Raw genomic sequence first — 16495 nt, 5'->3', positions numbered from 1 at the left:
TAATAGTAACACATTTATTAGTTTGTAAATGTGTCTACCTATATCAGGATAAGACAAACGGCTTTTACATTATAGGGTAAACATCCGGTAAATATAATCTGCTGATTATTAGCTTATATATTGTCGGTCGTAACCTTTAGATGTCTTTCGCTTTGAAGGCCAGCGCATACATTCGCATCTGCTTTACCATAGACAGCAGTCCGTTGCTACGGGTGGGCGACAAGTGTTCCTTCAGTCCTATTTTATCAATGAAATAGAGGTCGGCGTTCAGTATCTCATCCGGTGTGTGCCCGGAGAGTACTTTGATAAGCAGTGAAATGATTCCTTTCACAATCAGTGCGTCGCTTTCGGCCTGGAAAATAATTTTTCCGTCCACTTCGTCTGCCTGCAGCCATACGCGGCTCTGGCAACCTTCAATCAGGTTTTGTTCCGTCTTGTATTTTTCGTCGAGCGGTTCCTGCTCGTTTCCTAAATCAATAAGAAGTTGGTACCGGTCCATCCAATCGTCGAAATCATTGAATTCGGCAATTACTTCATCTTGTACTTCGTTGATACTTATCATGGAATTTACTATTTACGATTTACTATTTGATTGTCTATTTCTCATTGTAGATGACTTCGAGCAAGGTCTGTCCCACTGCGTTGAGAGTGCCCTTGTCGATGATGTCCATGGTGTCGTCTATCGTGTGCCAGAAGTCACCGAAGCCGGTGTCGCAGTTCGGGTCATAGTTGATGATGTCTACGCAGGGAATCTGCCGCAGGTTGTATACATACATATGGTCGTCTGTCACTTCGGTGCCTTTTTCTTTGGGGAAGAAGTTGCCGAAGCCCAGGCGGTGGGCTGTGTTCCATATCTTGTTCACGTACTTACCGGCGGTTCTTTGAGAGAACTGTTCCTTGTAGAAGGTGGCGTTCTTTCCACCCACCATGTCGAGCAGGATGCCGTAGCGGGCATTATAGCCGTCTACATGAGGTACTCGTCCCCAATATTGCGAGCCCAGGCACCAAGTGTCGTTCTTGTATGCACCTTGATAGAAGTAGGGGATGCCATAGTCTTCGGCGTCAAAGAAGATGATGTCGATGCCTATGGCTGGAGCCTGCTGCTGTAGTTGGCGGGCCACTTCGAGCAATACGCCCACACCGCTGGCTCCATCGTTCACACCCAGGATGGGGCTGTGATGCTTCGTCTTGTCGGCATCCTGGTCGGCATAAGGACGGCTGTCCCAATGGGCACAGAGCAGTACACGCCTTTTGCTTTCCGGATTATAGGCGCCGATAACATTGCGCGCTTTCAGGATGGTGTTGTCGTAAGCCACCAGGTCGGCATGCTGGTTGTATACTTTGGCGCCGAATTCTTCCAGCTTCTTGGCAAGGAATTCTCCGCAGGCTTTGTGGGCGGCGGTGTTGGGCACGCGCGGACCAAAATCCGCTTGGGTCTGTATGTATTGGTATGCACTGTCTGCACTGAACTGGGGCACTTGGACAGTCGCTTTGGTCGCATCGCCCTCACTGTCATTATCGGCTGCAGACTTGCTGCTGTTGTTGCTGCATGCCACTATCGCTACAATCAGCAACAGCAGCAACGGGATGAATGTATAATTCCGTTTCATTCTCTTTCTGTATTAAAACTTAGTTTCACTTCTTTCTTTCCAACTTTCAGTGTTACCGCAGCGCCGTTTATCAGCGGTACATTCATGCTGACATGTCCGACGGGAAAATCGAAACATATCGGGTAATCGTATTCCTTCACCAAATCGGCCAATGCGCCATATAGGTCTTTTCCCAGGGACTTGTTCTCCTCGTATTCGGTGAATTGTCCGATGATGAGGCCGGAAAGCTTGTCGAGGACACCTCCCAGTTTGAGATTGTACATCATGCGTTCCACCGCATGCGGGCGTTCTCCCACATCTTCGATGAAGAGGATGGTGCCTTCGGCGGGAATATCGTAAGGAGTACCACGCAGCCCGTAGAACACAGACAAATTGCCGCCGCGCAACACGCCTTTTCCCTCTCCCTTATGATTTAGTTTGTGCCCCGGGCAGACATAACTGAATGCTTCGGTTCCTCCCAATGCCTGCCCGAACAGTATATCCTTCAGTGCTTGTGTGCAGAAGTCGTCTTCCGGTTCTACTGTGAGATGGCGCGCCATGGGGGCGTGCAACGACGCGAAGCCATTCTGCTGGAACAGATTATGGAGGGCGGTGATGTCACTGAATCCGATGAGCCATTTGGGATGCTGCCTGAACTTGGTAAAATCCAGTTTGCCTATCAGATGCACGGCTCCGTAACCGCCCCGACTACAGAATATGACTTTGGCTTCTTCATCGTCCATGGCTTCCTGCAGGTCCTCGAGGCGTTGCCGGATATTTCCTGCATACGTTCCGTTGGAACTCCCCGCGTGCTTTGCGAATACGACTTCCAGCCCCCAGGACTTCAAACGTTTGTAGGCGCCTTTCAGGAAAGATTTGTCAATCTTGCTGGAAGGGGAGAGAACAATGACACGGTCACCTTCCTGCAGATACGGAGGGAAAATAAGACTACCCATATATATTATCAATCTATTTTGGGCAAAAGTACACAATTCACCACAGATATCACAGATTAACACGGATTTTTAACAGAAGAGAGGGAGGTTATATATGATATATAATCAACAGAGTAATTCAAATTCTGTTCAAATCCGTGTCAATCTGTGTAATCTGTGGTGAACATATCAAAATGATATTAAACATATAAAATTTCAACGGGGCAAATGCTGTATTTCTCGACATTTTTTTAGATATTTGCTAAAAATCTAACGTTATGGAACCGATACGGAACTTTGCCCAGTTAACAGCCCACCTGAAAACCTTGAATAAGAGGAAACGTATTGCGGTAGTCTGTGCCAATGACCCTAATACAGAATATGCCATATCCCGTGCCTTGGAGGAGGGGATTGCGGAATTTCTGATGATTGGCGATTCTGCCATATTGGAAAAATATCCCACTTTGAAGAAATATCCTCAATATGTCAGTACCTTGCATATAGAAGATTCCGATGAGGCTGCACGTGAGGCGGTGCGTATCGTACGCGAGGGTGGAGCGGACATCCTGATGAAAGGCATCATCAATACCGACAATTTGCTACGTGCCATTCTGGACAAGGAACATGGTTTGTTGCCTAAAGGAAAGATTCTGACCCATCTGGCCGTGATGCAAATACCTACTTACGATAAACTGCTCTTTTTCTCCGATGCTGCGGTCATTCCCCGCCCGACGCTGCAACAGCGCATTGAAATGATTTGGTATGCCATCCATACTTGCCGCTATTTCGGGATAGAGCAGCCACGTATCGCGCTGATTCATTGCACGGAGAAGGTAAGCGCCAAATTCCCCCATTCATTGGACTATGTGAATATTGTGGAACTGGCGGAAGCCGGAGAGTTCGGCAATGTCATCATCGACGGCCCGCTGGATGTGAAGACCTCTTGTGAGAAGACGAGCGGTAACATCAAAGGCATTGTATCACCGATTGACGGGGAGGCGGATGTGTTGATATTCCCAAACATCGAATCGGGCAATGCTTTTTATAAGGCTGTATCTCTGTTTTCTCATGCCGATATGGCCGGGTTGCTGCAAGGACCCTCATGTCCGGTGGTATTACCGTCGCGTAGCGATTCCGGTTTGTCCAAATATTACAGCATTGCCATGGCTTGCCTGACCAGCGGGGTGAAAGAGCCTTGATTGTAATTAGTAATTTGTAGTTCGTAATTTGTAAATCGTAATCAATGAAAATACTGGCAGTAAATCCCGGTTCCACCTCGACAAAAATTGCTGTCTATGAGGATGAAACTCCCCGTCTGGTACTCAACATCCGGCATTCGGTGGAGGAGCTTTCCCAATTTCCCCGCATCATCGACCAGTTCGAATTCCGCAAGCACTTGGTGCTGGAAGCGCTGGAGGCCAATGACATTCCCTTTAAGTTCGATGCCATCGTCGGCCGTGGGGGATTGTTGAAACCCATTCCTGGCGGTGTGTATGCCGTGAACGATGCCATGTTGGACGATATGCTCCACGCCATGCGTACCCACGCCTGCAACTTAGGTTGTCTGATAGCCCACGAACTTGCCGCCATGCTGCCCGGCTGCCCCTCTTTCATAGCCGATCCCGGCGTGGTGGACGAACTGGACGATGTGGCACGCATCACCGGTTCGCCTCTGATGCCCAGCATCACCATCTGGCACGCCTTGAACCAGCGAGCCATCGCCCGGCGCTATGCTGCCGAGCGTAGTGCCCTGCAGCCCGAAGCTCCCGTGCATTACGAAGACCTCAATCTGATTGTCTGTCACTTGGGTGGAGGCGTTTCCGTAGGAGTCCACCGCCACGGCCGTGCGGTGGACGTGCCCAATGCCCTCGACGGTTTCGGTCCTTTTTCGCCCGAACGTGCAGGTACCCTGCCCGCCGGGCAACTGATAGACCTTTGTCACTCGGGGCGTTACACTACCGAAGAACTGAAGAAACGTATTTCCGGCAAGGCGGGACTTGCCGCCCATTTGGGTACTACCGACATTCCCGCCATAGAGAGGCGCATCGCTGAGGGAGACACCCATGCCGCTTTGGTGCTTGATGCCATGATTTACCGCATTGCCAAGGAGATAGGCGGTGCTGCTGTTGTGCTTTATGGCAAGGTGGACGCCATTCTGCTTACGGGAGGTATGGCACATTCCGAGTACATCACTTCGCGGTTGCAGGAGCGCGTGTCTTTCCTTGCTCCCGTCCACGTCTATCCCGGAGAAGACGAATTGGAAGCATTGGTAATGAATGCGCTGGGAGCTTTGCGTGGAGAGCTTCCGGTGCAGGTTTACCGATAATAATCATATCGCTTTTGTTCTTCATGAAAGTGTCATAACTCACCACAGATTACACAGATTCACACAGATAAATATGTCAGATATCAATAAACTAAAAAAATCTGCGTGAATCTGTGTAATCTGTGGTGAGTTATGACATATATGGAATCCCGGTTTACTTACCGTAATCGTCGTACATCATCAACAGATGTGAGGAGCTCCAGCTGAAATGGGGAGCTTTCAGGCGTTCGCCGGTATGGGTTCCGTAGTTCTCGTGGATGGGGGCACCCTCTTTCAGCCCGCTCAGGCGGTCGAAGACTTGCAGCGTATATTCATCTGCCAGCTGGTTGTAGCCGTAGTTGCGCAGTCCACGGATGGCAAAGTAGGTCTGGTCCAGCCAGATGGGGCCACGCCAGTAGCCGCGCGGATTGTATTTGGGATTGTCGGCGGCAATGGTCGGGAAGGGGATATACGTGGAGAACTTTGCCGTATCTTGAAGCATGGGCAGCATGCTGTCCACTTGCGCTTGTGTGGCAATCCGGGTCCACAACGGAGTGTAGGCTTCGCAGCCCGGCTCTTCGATGAATGAACCGTCCTTCAGACGGCGGTCGCAGAAGAAGTTGATGTTCTTGTCAAAGAAATAGTCGGCTACCTGGCTACTGTAGTCCGGTGCGTCGAAAGGTATCTTCAGCAGGCTGGAGAATTTCTTCAGCAGTTTGCATTCCAGTGCCAGATAAGCGTTCAAGTCCACACTCTCCTGATCCATACTCCAGGCATCCTCGTAGCCTTCGTTTTTCAGCATCACGGCGCCGTCAAAACGGATGGCGTTGTCCATACCGCTTTCCCAGGCGGCAGCTTCCAGTGTTCCGTCGGTAGCACCGTATTCGCACATGCCATTGCGGTTGTGGTCGCGTTTTTCGTACCACCATTTATAATAGGAGAGCAGTTGAGGGTACATTTCGGCAACGAAGGCGGTGTCACCCGTATGGGTGAAGATTTCGTCGACAGCCCAGCATACCAAGGGAGGTTTGCTGTCACGGGCATTGTTCTCGGAGGGGTCGGTATAGATACAGTCGATAATCATGCCGTCCGGTTGCTGGTAGTCGAACATGGCGCGGATGTTGTTCTTGGCCAGTTCGGGGTCGAACTTGGCGGTTCCGGCACTGAAGCGCCAACTGTCCCATGCCCAGAAGCCGACGAAATAACCTACGGCATGGCTCGGGATGATGCCTTCGTGAAGCAATCCGCCGCGGTGTGTCCGCCAATTGGAGATGAGCGTGGTGACGGCTTTCACGGCGATGCGGTCGTATTCGGGCTTCATGTCCTTGCGCAGTATCTTGGTGAGGTAACCTTCCCAACGTTCGGCATTGGCTTGCAGGGCGGGGGTGGGATTATTGAGCAAGCCCGGCAGGTTTTGCAGGCCGGCAGTCATCTCTTTTTCGGAAGTGAAGAAAGAGATGGCTACGTTGACGGGGTAGCGCGGAGAGCGGACGAGGGCTGTATAGTTATTGTCAGTCTTGGCCAGCTCTACATTAGGAGTAAAGGTCACGGTTACGGTTTCGCCACTGGGATGACGGGCGATGACGGAGTTCTGTTCTACGCTGACGGTGATGTCTTTGCCCCATTGGCTACCGGAGAACAGCAGGTCTTCAGCCGTGTCGGCTTCGATGCGCAGCAAGGCGGTCGAGGCACTTGTGAAGTTGAGCCGTTGCGTGATGCTCCCGTGGGTGGAATGTGCCGACATATAGAGCTCGCCGGGGTAATAGCAAGTGGAATCCGGAACAAAAATCTCTTGTGTATCTTTGGCAAAGCTTACGACGGCGGCTGACTGTGCCATCCACTGGCGGCGGAACATATCGAGGCTGAAGGGGCCGCAGAAGCCGTTGACCCATTGTTGCCGTTCGGGCAGCGTGAAGCCCATCCACGAGCCGGCGTCGGTGAACCAACCGTAGCAGCGGTGCAGGGTGTCGGGAGTATAGGAGATGTCCAGTATGTCGGCGAAGGTATACCGTTTCTCCGTAGTGCTTTTCATGCCGGGGGTGCAGGCTGCGATGCCTGCGGCCAACAATGTGAAGCAGAGTATGCGTATAAATTTGTATTTCATATGAATGAGGTATTTAACGGTTATTTGTGCGCTTGTTCCGCTGCATCATCCTCCGGTGCGAGAGGGGCGAGCGTGAAGCTGTATTTCCATTCGTGCGGAGTGATGGTGTACTCGGGATGAACTTGTGCTCCCCAGGTATTGTCACCGCCTACGCCCATCTGCTTGTGGTCGATGTTGAGCCATATCATATCTTTCTTCTGGATGCTTCCACCGTGGCGGCGCTCCATCTGTGAGGGACGGTATTCAATGTCCTCCATCGGGAAGTTCCAGGCGCTTACGCTCAACGGTTCCTCGCCCACTACCAGCAGACCTTCACCGGCAGCATTGCGCAGGGCCACCCAGCGTACGTCACAATGATTGGCCGTCTCTTGGGCACGTACATACGGATGGAACTGTTCCCACACCGTGGCGTTGTAGAGGCCTATCAATGCTCCCGTCTTGCGGTCGGCGTACGTCTCTTGCGGACCACGGCCCAACCAGGTCATCATTTCATATTCGGCAGGGAGTATCATGCGCATGCCCAGACGAGGCATCTCGCTCAATGGCTTCTTGCCGGGGGTGAAGTGCATGGTTACCTGAACCTTGCCGTCGGGAGTGATTTTGTAGAGAGTCTGCAAATCAGCATCTTGTTCTTCCATGCGGTAGGTCGCAGTGACAGTAGCCGTTTGTCCGGCTTCTGCAACTTCGATGTTCTGCAGTTTGGCATCGCGTCCGGCGTTTCTCCAGGTGCCGCAGCGTATCAGGTGCCCATTTGGAATATCATTATCGGTCAACGGGCGCCAGAAGTTGGGTTGTAGCCCTTCTTTAATCAGATTCTTTCCGGTGTAGTTCAACTCTGTCATTTCACCGTTTCGGGTAGAGAAAGCTACCTGGAAGTTGTTGCCTTTCACGGTCAGTGTTTCGTTGTTGCGGTCTACGGTCAGCGTTCCTTCCACCGGCTGAACGGTTTTGGCTGACGGTGCAGAAGGCAATTCCCATTGTTCGATGGCAACCTCGTGTCCTTTCGGTACTAATGGCGCTTCGTGCTTGGTAAATGCACGCAGTGTGAGGAAATACTCCTTGCCGTCGGCAGGCAGCGCTTTCAGTGGCAATTCTATGTTGGCAGAGTTTCTGGGAGCAATCTTGGGGAAATCCATCTCACCGTTCTGAACGGTCTTGCCGTCGCATTCCACTGCCCAGCGGAGGGTATATCCTTCCAATCCGATGAAATCGTGCCAGTTGGTGACCTTTATCTTGTTCGGGGTGAAGGCGAGTGGTTCGAAATGGATATATTGCAATACCTTCTTCACTTCGTAGATGTGCGGGTGCGGGGTGCGGTCGGCAGCAACCAGGCCGTTGGCACAGAAGTTGGAGTCGTTGACGACACCTACAAATCCCATGTCGCCGCCAAAAGCCCAGATGTTGCGCTGGTTCTCGTCCTTGATGGCAAACGTCTGGTCTACCCAGTCCCAAATGAAACCGCCTTGCAGCTGGTCGTACTTATAAATCAAGTCCCAGTAGTCCTGGAAGTTTCCTGCGCTGTTACCCATGGCATGGGCATATTCGCAGAGAATCATGGGGCGGGCATCACGCTGGTTCACGTGTTGGCGCAACCTCCAGATGCGTGCGTACATGGGGCAATAGATGTCGCTCTTAGAGTTGTAACCACCCCCTTCGTATTGTACGGGACGGGTGGGGGCTATCTTCTTGGTATAGTCATACAGAGTTTCGAAGTGCTTGCCGTAGCCCGACTCGTTGCCCATGGACCAAGTCACGATGGCGGAGTAGTTACGGTCGCGCGCAATCATACGGCTCATCCGCTGCATGAAAGGCACCTCCCAGTCGGGGTAGTTGGCAAGGGTCTCATCTTTGTGGAACATCATGCCATGGCTCTCGATGTTGGCTTCGTCTACCATATAGAGTCCGAATTCCGTGCAAAGCTCGTACCACGCATAGTTGTTCGGGTAGTGGCAGTTGCGTACACCGTTCAGGTTGAACTGCTTCATCAGCTGGATGTCGTGTATCATGGACCCCACGGTGATGGTACGTCCCTTGTGCGGGTCGTGCTCGTGACGGTTCACCCCCTTGAAGAGGACGGCCTGGCCGTTAATCATCTGCATGCCGTTCATCATTTCCACGGTACGGAAGCCGAAAAGGTGTGTAAAGGATTCCAGAGGTTTCCCTTGTGCGTCAAAGGTGCTGACTACCAGCGTGTAGGTGTTCGGTGTTTCGGCATTCCAGGTGCGTGCATTCGGGAAGACTTGCTGCTGGGTAAACAAGGTGTCCGTGGCAGAGGCTATGGACTTCTTCCGGTCATAGATAACCTTATCCCTGTCCATTACCTTCACTTCCACCGTTTCTCCGGCTTTAGGCCGATGGAGGAATACATCCAGCTTTAGTTCGCCATCCTTGTAGTTGTTTATCAGTTCCGCTGTCATCCGGAAGTCCTTGACGCGGCTCTGGGGGCGGGCGTAGAGATAAACACTCCGTTCGATGCCGCTGTATTTCCAGTAGTCCTGGCCTTCCAAGTAGGAACCGTCGCTATAACGGAATACTTTTACAGCCAGTCTGTTGTTGCCCTTCTTCAGCAGCTTGGTGATGTTGAAGTGCGACGGCAGGCGGCTGTCCTCGGCATAACCCGCCAATTCGCCGTTTACCCATACATAGTAGGCAGACTCCACTCCTTCGAAATCGAGGAAAACGTCCATGCCTTCCCAACCTGCCGGGACGGTGAACTCGCGGATATAAGCACCTACGGGATTGTAGTCGGTAGGCACGTAGGGCGGATTGGGGGGGAACGGATAACGGGTATCTGTATAGATAGGTGCATCGAAGCCTTGCAGTTCCCAGCTTCCCGGAACTTCAATTTTACTCCACTTGCGGGTACTGAATCCGGGCTTGTGAAAGTCTTTGGGGCAGAGGTCATTGTTCTTTGAAAAAAGAAATTTCCAGGTGCCGTCCAGAGTGATACGGCGTTCCGTTGCAGGATTAACGTCGAACCGTACGTCGGCGGGCAAGGCACGTTGTTTCAATGCGTTGGCTTCATTCGTAAACGGGGTGAAGTGGGCGTGCATCGGTTCTCTGTTCATTTCGTTGACTTGCGGGTTCTGCCACGGCTCGTTGTCGGCCAGGGCACCGGTGCAAAGCAGCGAAGAAAGGAGAAAGGTATAAAGTTTGGTTTTCATTATTAATAGGATTTAGTGATATAAAAATGGCTCTTGTCAGAGACCGGTGTCTGTCAAAAGAGGGTAAAAGCCCTATATCGAGCAGAACAATGTCACCAGGAACGGAACGCTGAAATCGACCACAAACCCGTGGAAGATGGAAACTACGACAAACTGCTGTCCGGCTGTCCGTGTGATGATGGGTAGTGTGGTGTCCATCGTCGTGGCTCCTCCGGCAGAGATGGGGGCAAGGTTTCCGAACCATCGTACCAGCAACGGGGCGGCTAGCAGTGTCAGAATCTCCCGGCTGATATTGGCAAGCAGGGCGATGGTGCCCAGCTCGGCTCCCTTGTATTCGGTAATGAAGATGCTGGAGAGCGAGTAATAGCCGAATCCCGAGCCTACGGCCAGACAGTCCGTTATAGAACGGTGTGTCAGAATCAGACTGACGGCTGCCGAACCTGCCAGTGTTCCCAGTATCGTCATGATGGGCAGGAATACCAGTCGCGGATTGAGTGAACGGAAGTTCTTCAGGGTCTGCGGGTCGTTGCCTACGCTCAACCCTACACTGAACATCAGCGCGCAAAGCGCGTAGTAGCTGATATTGGTTTCTGCAATATCAAAAGGCAGCAGATGGCACACACCACAAATCGTACCCAATACAAAAAAGCCCACAATGATAAGACTTCCTTTCATGCCCTGCCTCCTTTCCTTTTATACAAGGCTCTCCAGAGTGCCCAAGCAGCGATAACACTTCCCAAGGTCCCTCCCAGGGTGAGGACAACGGCTTCATATCCGATGGTATGGAGTCCTCTGATAATCTCTTCGTTACTTCCTACCTCAATACCGAGGATAAACAGTAGCAGCCAGATAAGCAGGGTGATGATTGGATGAATCTTCTTTAAGTCCCGTTTCCGTAAGAGGTAGCCCAGCAGCATTCCTGTGAGCACTAGTCCGATGATTGTAAACATTGTCTGTATGGTTTTGTGAATAGATGGAAAGCTGTCTTACCCTCAAAAGCGCCTCCTGTTTAAAGAGGGGAAGGCGCTTCTGAGGTTTGACAATTGCAAAATTACTTCATTTCCAAATATCTTTGGTTCTCTTTCACTCCTTTTTCTTGTGCAGGGCATAAGCGGAATGAGAATTCCATCTTACGGGCAGGAATCAGGTATGGTTGATGCGGGTAGGCTCCCCAACTGGTATCTCCACCCACACCCATCTGCTTGAAGTCTATGTTCCAAGTCACCATATCTTTGGGTTGGATGTCTGAGATATGGCGTTGTGACTTGCGTGTGCCGGGTTCATCCAGATCTTCTGTCGGGAAGAGGTAGGCACTGCCGCTGATTGTGGGTGCACCGATAACCATCAGGCCATTGCCTTTCAAATCGGTGAGGCTCATCCAACGTACATCGGTCTTGTTGCCGTTTTCTTGTGGACGGTCGTAGGCGAAGTACTGTTCGGCTACGCTACCTTTGTACAGACCCACGAAGGAAGAACCGTTGCGGTCGCAATAGTTCTCGTGCGGACCTCGACCTAGCCATGCCATTTGGTCGTATTGCTTGTTCAGGGTGATGCTCACACCCATGCGGGGCATCAAAGGTAAAGTGTCGTTGGCAGGAATGAAAGTACAGTTCACATCGAGGCTGCCTCTCGGTGAGAAGCGGTAGCGGACAATGAATTCCGAACCGGCAACTTCTTCGGGCAGACGGTAGTGTGACACTACTTCATAGCCATCTTTGTCGAGCGCTGTTTTCTCCAATGAGGTGAGTTTGACGCCACGTCCGGCTTCACGCCACGGGCGCAGGGTCTTGTTCATGTCGTTGCCCATGTCATTGTCCGTCACCGGACGCCAGAAGTTGGGACGCAGTGCTTCCTTAATCATCTCTTCCTTGCCTTCCTTGAACGAGCAGAGTGCTCCGGTGGCTTTGTCGAATCCTACACTGACATTTCCGGCAGTGAGGACAAGTAGGGCTTCGCTGTCGCTTGCCGTCACGTTGCCTGAGGCAGCTTTGGGGGTAACAGCCTTATAGAAGGGAAGCTTCACTTGTTCGGCAGCCAATTGTGTACCGGCCTTCAGCAGACCCTCGTCGCGCTTCTGGCTGGCATAGAAATTCAGGTAATATTCTACTCCTTCGGTGGAATGTATGGTGGGGAACTGTGTCCGGAATACGCCTGTCTGTTGGGCGGGCAAATCTACATTATCTATGCGTCCTTGTGCCAATACTTCGCCGTTGCCTTCCAAACGCCAAGTGAAGTCAAAGTCATTCAGGTTGGTGAAGAAGAACTTGTTTCTAAGCTCTACCAATCCTTCGTGATAATCGAGCAATCTGAAAGCCATATTCTGGTACACCCGTTTCACTTCATGTATGTGGGGCTTCAATGTGCGGTCTGCGGCAATCAGGCCGTTCATGCAGAAGTTGGCCGAGCTTGGAGTGCCTTCGGGGGCAAGGTCGCCGCCGTAGGCCCAGTAGAACTTACCGTCGTCGGTCTTGTTGTAAAGACCCTGGTCCACCCAGTCCCAGATGTGACCGCCTTGTAGAGAAGGGTACTTCTCGATGATGTCCCAGTAGTCTTGCAGATTGCCCACACTATTACCCATAGCATGAGCGTATTCGCAGAGGATGAGGGGCATGGTGGGCAGATAGAGAGCATGGTTTATCAACACGTCTATCTTCTTGTACATGGGGCAGAAGATGTCGGTGAAAGGACGGTTTTTGCCAGAGTCCTCGGAGTGTACGGGGCGTTGGGAACGGTCGTGGGCATGAATCCAAGCATAGGTGGCTTGGAAGTTACAGCCTGAGCCGGTTTCGTTGCCCAATGACCAAATAATGACGCAGGGGTGGTTCTTGTCGCGTTCAAACATACGTTCTGTACGGTCGATGAAAGCCTTCTGCCATTCGGGTTGGTTGGCGAGGCATTGGTCGGGTTTGTAGCCCATGCCGTGGCTTTCGATGTTGGCCTCGTCCACTACATACATGCCGTAGATGTCGCACAGTTCATACCAGCGCGGGTCGTTGGGGTAGTGGGAGGTGCGCACGCTGTTGATGTTGTTTTGTTTCATCAGTTCCAGGTCGCGTATCATGGAGGCTTCGTCCACTACATGGCCGTGGTAAGGGTCGTGTTCGTGGCGGTTTACGCCCTTGATGTAGACGGGTTGCCCGTTGACGAGTAACTGTGCATGTTTGATTTCCGATTTGCGGAATCCGATGTTGCGGCAGATGTACTGTGTCTGGCCGTTGGCACGCAGTGTAATCATCATCTGGTATAGGTTGGGCTTTTCAGCACTCCACAGTAGGGGCGTTTCGATGTGTTTCAGGAAGTGCAGCTTGTTGTCTTTGGCGCGTTGGCGTTCAGTGTAGATGACTTTTCCCTCTTTGTCCGTCAGGCTCACTTCCACTTCGGCACCTTTTACCTTGGGCGTTTGAGTACGTTGGGAGTTTTGGGCATTGTCCAGTTCCACATAGAGGTGGAAGTCGGCGTCCTTATACTCGTTGTCGAGGTCGGTCACTACTTCAAAGTCGCGCACGTGGATGTTGGGACGGGCATAAAGGTACACATCACGTTGTATACCGGCAAAGCGCCAGTAATCCTGATCCTCTAAGTAGTAGCCGTCGCTGAACTTGAATACCTGCACGGCAATCTCGTTCTGTCCGGTTACTGCATAGGGGGTGATATCGAACTCACTGGGGGTCTTGGAATCTTGCGAGTAACCCACCTTTTCACCGTTGACCCACACATAGAAAGCTGAGGCCACGCCTCCGAAGTGGAGGACGATTTGCTTGCCTTTCCAGTTGGCAGGGACGTTGAATGTGCGTTTGTAGGAACCTACGGGACTGTTTTCCACGGCAATGAGTGGCGGGTTGCGCTTGATGCCGTAGCCGGCACCTACATAGAAAGGATGGCCATAGCCTTCCATTTCCCAGTTGGCAGGCACTTTGATGTTGCCCCATCCGCTTACATCGTGGCCTTTTTCAAAGAAGTCCATCGGGCGCTGGTCCGAACGGGGAACAAACTGAAACTTCCAGGTACCGTTCAACGACTGAAAATATTCCGATTGACTCTTGTCGTTCTTCACTGCTTTCTCTTTGGTGGTGTAGGCCATGAAGGTGGCGGCAGAAGGCAGACGGTTGATGTGCAACACATCAAAGTTTTCCCAATCGTTGTCCGAGTGAGGATATTTGTCGGTTCTTACGGCGGTTTCCGCTTTCTTGGTGTCGCCCGTCTTGTTCATGGGTGTACCGTCGTACTGTGCAAATGCGCATAACGGTAGCATCAGTGCGAGGGTGCAGATTGAATGTATCTTATTCATATTCGTATGCTTTTAATGATGTATAATCGTTTGTCTTTTCAGACTTTTGAGAGTTGTTTTGCGTGAGAGTTACTCATCGAGCAGCATCTTGATGATACATGCCGAACTCCAGCCGAAGTTAGGCGAATTGAGCGCTTCGCCGGTCAGCGGGTTGTAGTTCTCGTGGATAGGGCCGTCGGTGGTGAGTCCTTGGGCGTTGTTGATGAACTTCTCAGTCAGTATGTCGGCTTCCCGGTCGAAACCATAGTTGCGCAGGCCGGTGATACCGAAGTACACTTGGTCTACCCAGACCGGGCCGCGCCAGTAGCCGCGCACGGGACGCAGGCGAGGATGGCTGATGTCCAAGGTACCCAATGGAAGGGTGGAGTTGAACTTCTGCGGGTCCATCATCTTCTGCATCACCTGTTTGGCCTGTTCGGGAGTGGCGATGCCTGCCCAGAGTGGCAGCCAGCATTCGGCACCCATCACTTTGATGTGCTCGCCGGTATCGATACGGGTGTCGTAGAAGAATCCGGTTTCCTTGTCCCACATCTTTGTCTGTACGAACTCCTTGATGACTTTGGCTTCGGCATTAAGCTGTGCCGCCAGTTCGGGCTTGTTCAGGAGGGTTGCCATTTCGGCGAGGATGGTCTTGTCTACGTAGAGGAACGAGTTCAGGCAGATGTTCTCCTGGTTCATGGACCATGCCTTCTCGCTGTTTTTCTGCATCACGGCATCGTCAAAGCGTACGCCGTTGTCCATGCCGCTTTCCCAACAGGCAGCAATGAGAGTGCCGTCGGTGGAACCGTATTCGCAGATGCCGTTGTGATTGTGGTCGCGCTCGGCATACCACCACTGATGGAACTTATAGAGCTTGTCGAACATTGTTTCGAGGAATTTCTTGTCGCCGGTAGCTTTATACACGTTCATGGCTCCCCAGGCGGCTACGGGCGGTTTGGCATCGCGCCAGTTATTGTATTTCTTGTTGTAGCTGATGAAGTCGGGTACCATGCCGTTGTCGGCTTGATAGTCGAAGAGGGTAATCATTTCGCTTTTGGCTATCTCCTCGTTGAAATGTACGTTGCCCGAAGCAATCTTCCAGGAGTCCCACGACCAGATGCCGTTGATGAATCCGTTGTACGACGGGTTGCTGCCGCCATGCAGGATGTCACCGGCAGGGGTGCGGTAGTTGCTGTTCAGGGTCATCATTGCTTTTACGAGTACCTTGCGGTATTTGTTGTCCTTGAGGTACTTGCTGTTTCCGCTCAGCAACGAAGCGATTTGTGCGTTCCATTGCTGTTCGTTTAGTTCAAAGCAATTGTCTATATTCAGCGTTGCTATGGCAGCCAGTTCTTTGGCTGTGTCTTCACCGCGCAGCGTCAGGGTTTGAGTCATCTCCGACTGATAAGTCTTGCCGGGTTCCAGGGTCATTTCACTTTTTTCTGTGACGTGCAGGCTATCGCTCCCCACAGCCTGAATCTTGTCTGCTGTGAGGAATCGGATTACCGTGTTCGTGGAATCTTTGGGGCGGATGAAAGAGAGACCTTTATCTATGCTGCTTACGACAGAGGTAGGCTCGTATACGCCTCCGTTCCAGTCGAAGCTGACCTTTACCGGTTTTTGGCTCATATTCTTCACGATTGAACGTATGGCTACGGAACGTGAGGTGAGGTAGCACAATTCGGTAGTGAAGTTTAAGTTCTCATCGTTGTATTCCTGTATCAGTTTGCCGGGGAGGTATCGGGTGGTCTGTACATTGTACACCATCCTATACTGTTCGCCGTTCACCCACAGCGTAGGTTCGGCGAGTCCGGCAGCTATCCATCCGCGTCCGGTCATGACCATAGGTCCCATGAAAGCACCGGCATGGCGACGGTTTTCGTTGTCGGGCAGTGAGTATGCCATCCAAGCACCTTTGTCGGCAAAGACGTAGGCATCCCAGTCTACGGCTCCGGCGGGAGTGTTCTTTATGTTGATAAGATTACAGAAGTCCGCTTGCTTGGATAAAAGCGGTTCTGAAGAAGTGGGAGCTTTGACGCACGAGGCCAGTATGCAGGCAACGATGCCAGTCAAAGCGATGTTTTTATTTGGATGTCTCATGGTAAATTAAGTATATGATGAAATGAAGTCT

General features: G+C 51.7%; 11 protein-coding genes. 2 read left to right on the top strand and 9 right to left on the bottom strand.

The features are described from left to right. Positions 1-136 precede the first annotated feature (136 nt). Genes DWY55_RS16990 through DWY55_RS16980 form a run of 3 tightly spaced genes read right to left on the bottom strand, consistent with a single transcriptional unit; the run spans position 137 to position 2545 of the window. Positions 137-559, bottom strand: a complete 423-nt coding sequence (locus tag DWY55_RS16990) for a SufE family protein (protein WP_034525971.1) — start codon at positions 557-559, stop codon at positions 137-139. A 37-nt stretch (positions 560-596) separates the two neighbouring features. Continuing rightward, a complete protein-coding gene (locus DWY55_RS16985; protein WP_005830510.1) occupies positions 597-1610 on the bottom strand; it encodes a M20 family metallopeptidase in 1014 nt (337 codons plus the stop codon). Continuing rightward, the gene (locus tag DWY55_RS16980; protein ID WP_005830507.1) at positions 1607-2545 is read right to left on the bottom strand and encodes an LD-carboxypeptidase; all 939 of its coding nucleotides are present in this window, start codon (positions 2543-2545) and stop codon (positions 1607-1609) included. The genes DWY55_RS16985 and DWY55_RS16980 overlap by 4 nt, the downstream gene beginning before the upstream one ends. A gap of 257 nt (positions 2546-2802) precedes the next feature. Between DWY55_RS16980 and DWY55_RS16975 the strand changes: the two genes are divergently transcribed. Together DWY55_RS16975 and buk are read left to right on the top strand one after the other, a co-directional pair. Further along, positions 2803-3723, top strand: a complete 921-nt coding sequence (locus DWY55_RS16975; protein WP_005830501.1) for a phosphate acyltransferase — start codon at positions 2803-2805, stop codon at positions 3721-3723. A gap of 44 nt (positions 3724-3767) precedes the next feature. Next, entirely contained in the window at positions 3768-4850 is a 1083-nt protein-coding gene (gene buk / locus DWY55_RS16970) for a butyrate kinase (protein WP_005830498.1), read from the top strand. Between the two features lie 154 nt (positions 4851-5004). On the opposite strand, the gene DWY55_RS16965 is transcribed toward buk, so the two are convergent. The 6 genes from DWY55_RS16965 to DWY55_RS16940 form a co-directional block, all read right to left on the bottom strand. Continuing rightward, the gene (locus DWY55_RS16965) at positions 5005-6933 is read right to left on the bottom strand and encodes an MGH1-like glycoside hydrolase domain-containing protein (protein ID WP_034525911.1); all 1929 of its coding nucleotides are present in this window, start codon (positions 6931-6933) and stop codon (positions 5005-5007) included. Positions 6934-6953: 20 nt separating this feature from the next. Further along, positions 6954-10097: a glycoside hydrolase family 2 TIM barrel-domain containing protein gene (locus DWY55_RS16960; RefSeq protein WP_117878566.1), complete on the bottom strand. Its 3144-nt coding sequence runs from the start codon at positions 10095-10097 to the stop codon at positions 6954-6956. Positions 10098-10169: 72 nt separating this feature from the next. Further along, positions 10170-10772 carry a lysine exporter LysO family protein gene (locus DWY55_RS16955; RefSeq protein ID WP_005830487.1) on the bottom strand — a complete coding sequence of 201 codons (603 nt, stop codon included), beginning with the start codon at positions 10770-10772 and terminating at the stop codon, positions 10170-10172. Then, positions 10769-11047, bottom strand: a complete 279-nt coding sequence (locus DWY55_RS16950; RefSeq protein ID WP_005830484.1) for a LysO family transporter — start codon at positions 11045-11047, stop codon at positions 10769-10771. The genes DWY55_RS16955 and DWY55_RS16950 overlap by 4 nt, the downstream gene beginning before the upstream one ends. Positions 11048-11148: 101 nt before the next feature. Continuing rightward, the gene (locus DWY55_RS16945) at positions 11149-14385 is read right to left on the bottom strand and encodes a glycoside hydrolase family 2 TIM barrel-domain containing protein (RefSeq protein ID WP_005830482.1); all 3237 of its coding nucleotides are present in this window, start codon (positions 14383-14385) and stop codon (positions 11149-11151) included. Between the two features lie 69 nt (positions 14386-14454). After that, a complete protein-coding gene (locus tag DWY55_RS16940; protein ID WP_005834530.1) occupies positions 14455-16464 on the bottom strand; it encodes an MGH1-like glycoside hydrolase domain-containing protein in 2010 nt (669 codons plus the stop codon). Positions 16465-16495 lie beyond the last annotated feature (31 nt).

This window comes from Bacteroides sp. AF25-38AC, from assembly GCF_003602995.1.
Classification (GTDB): Bacteria; Bacteroidota; Bacteroidia; order Bacteroidales; family Bacteroidaceae; genus Bacteroides; species Bacteroides uniformis.
The sequence above is the reverse complement of the archived record's forward strand: the minus strand, read 5'-3'. Positions and strand labels throughout refer to the sequence as shown.

Coding starts and splice junctions, on each gene's coding strand:
- DWY55_RS16985 (WP_005830510.1), bottom strand. CDS start 1,610: ATGAAACGGAATTATACATTCATCCCGTTGCTGCTGTTGCTGATTGTA.
- DWY55_RS16980 (WP_005830507.1), bottom strand. CDS start 2,545: ATGGGTAGTCTTATTTTCCCTCCGTATCTGCAGGAAGGTGACCGTGTC.
- DWY55_RS16975 (WP_005830501.1), top strand. CDS start 2,803: ATGGAACCGATACGGAACTTTGCCCAGTTAACAGCCCACCTGAAAACC.
- buk (WP_005830498.1), top strand. CDS start 3,768: ATGAAAATACTGGCAGTAAATCCCGGTTCCACCTCGACAAAAATTGCT.
- DWY55_RS16965 (WP_034525911.1), bottom strand. CDS start 6,933: ATGAAATACAAATTTATACGCATACTCTGCTTCACATTGTTGGCCGCA.
- DWY55_RS16960 (WP_117878566.1), bottom strand. CDS start 10,097: ATGAAAACCAAACTTTATACCTTTCTCCTTTCTTCGCTGCTTTGCACC.
- DWY55_RS16955 (WP_005830487.1), bottom strand. CDS start 10,772: ATGAAAGGAAGTCTTATCATTGTGGGCTTTTTTGTATTGGGTACGATT.
- DWY55_RS16950 (WP_005830484.1), bottom strand. CDS start 11,047: ATGTTTACAATCATCGGACTAGTGCTCACAGGAATGCTGCTGGGCTAC.
- DWY55_RS16945 (WP_005830482.1), bottom strand. CDS start 14,385: ATGAATAAGATACATTCAATCTGCACCCTCGCACTGATGCTACCGTTA.
- DWY55_RS16940 (WP_005834530.1), bottom strand. CDS start 16,464: ATGAGACATCCAAATAAAAACATCGCTTTGACTGGCATCGTTGCCTGC.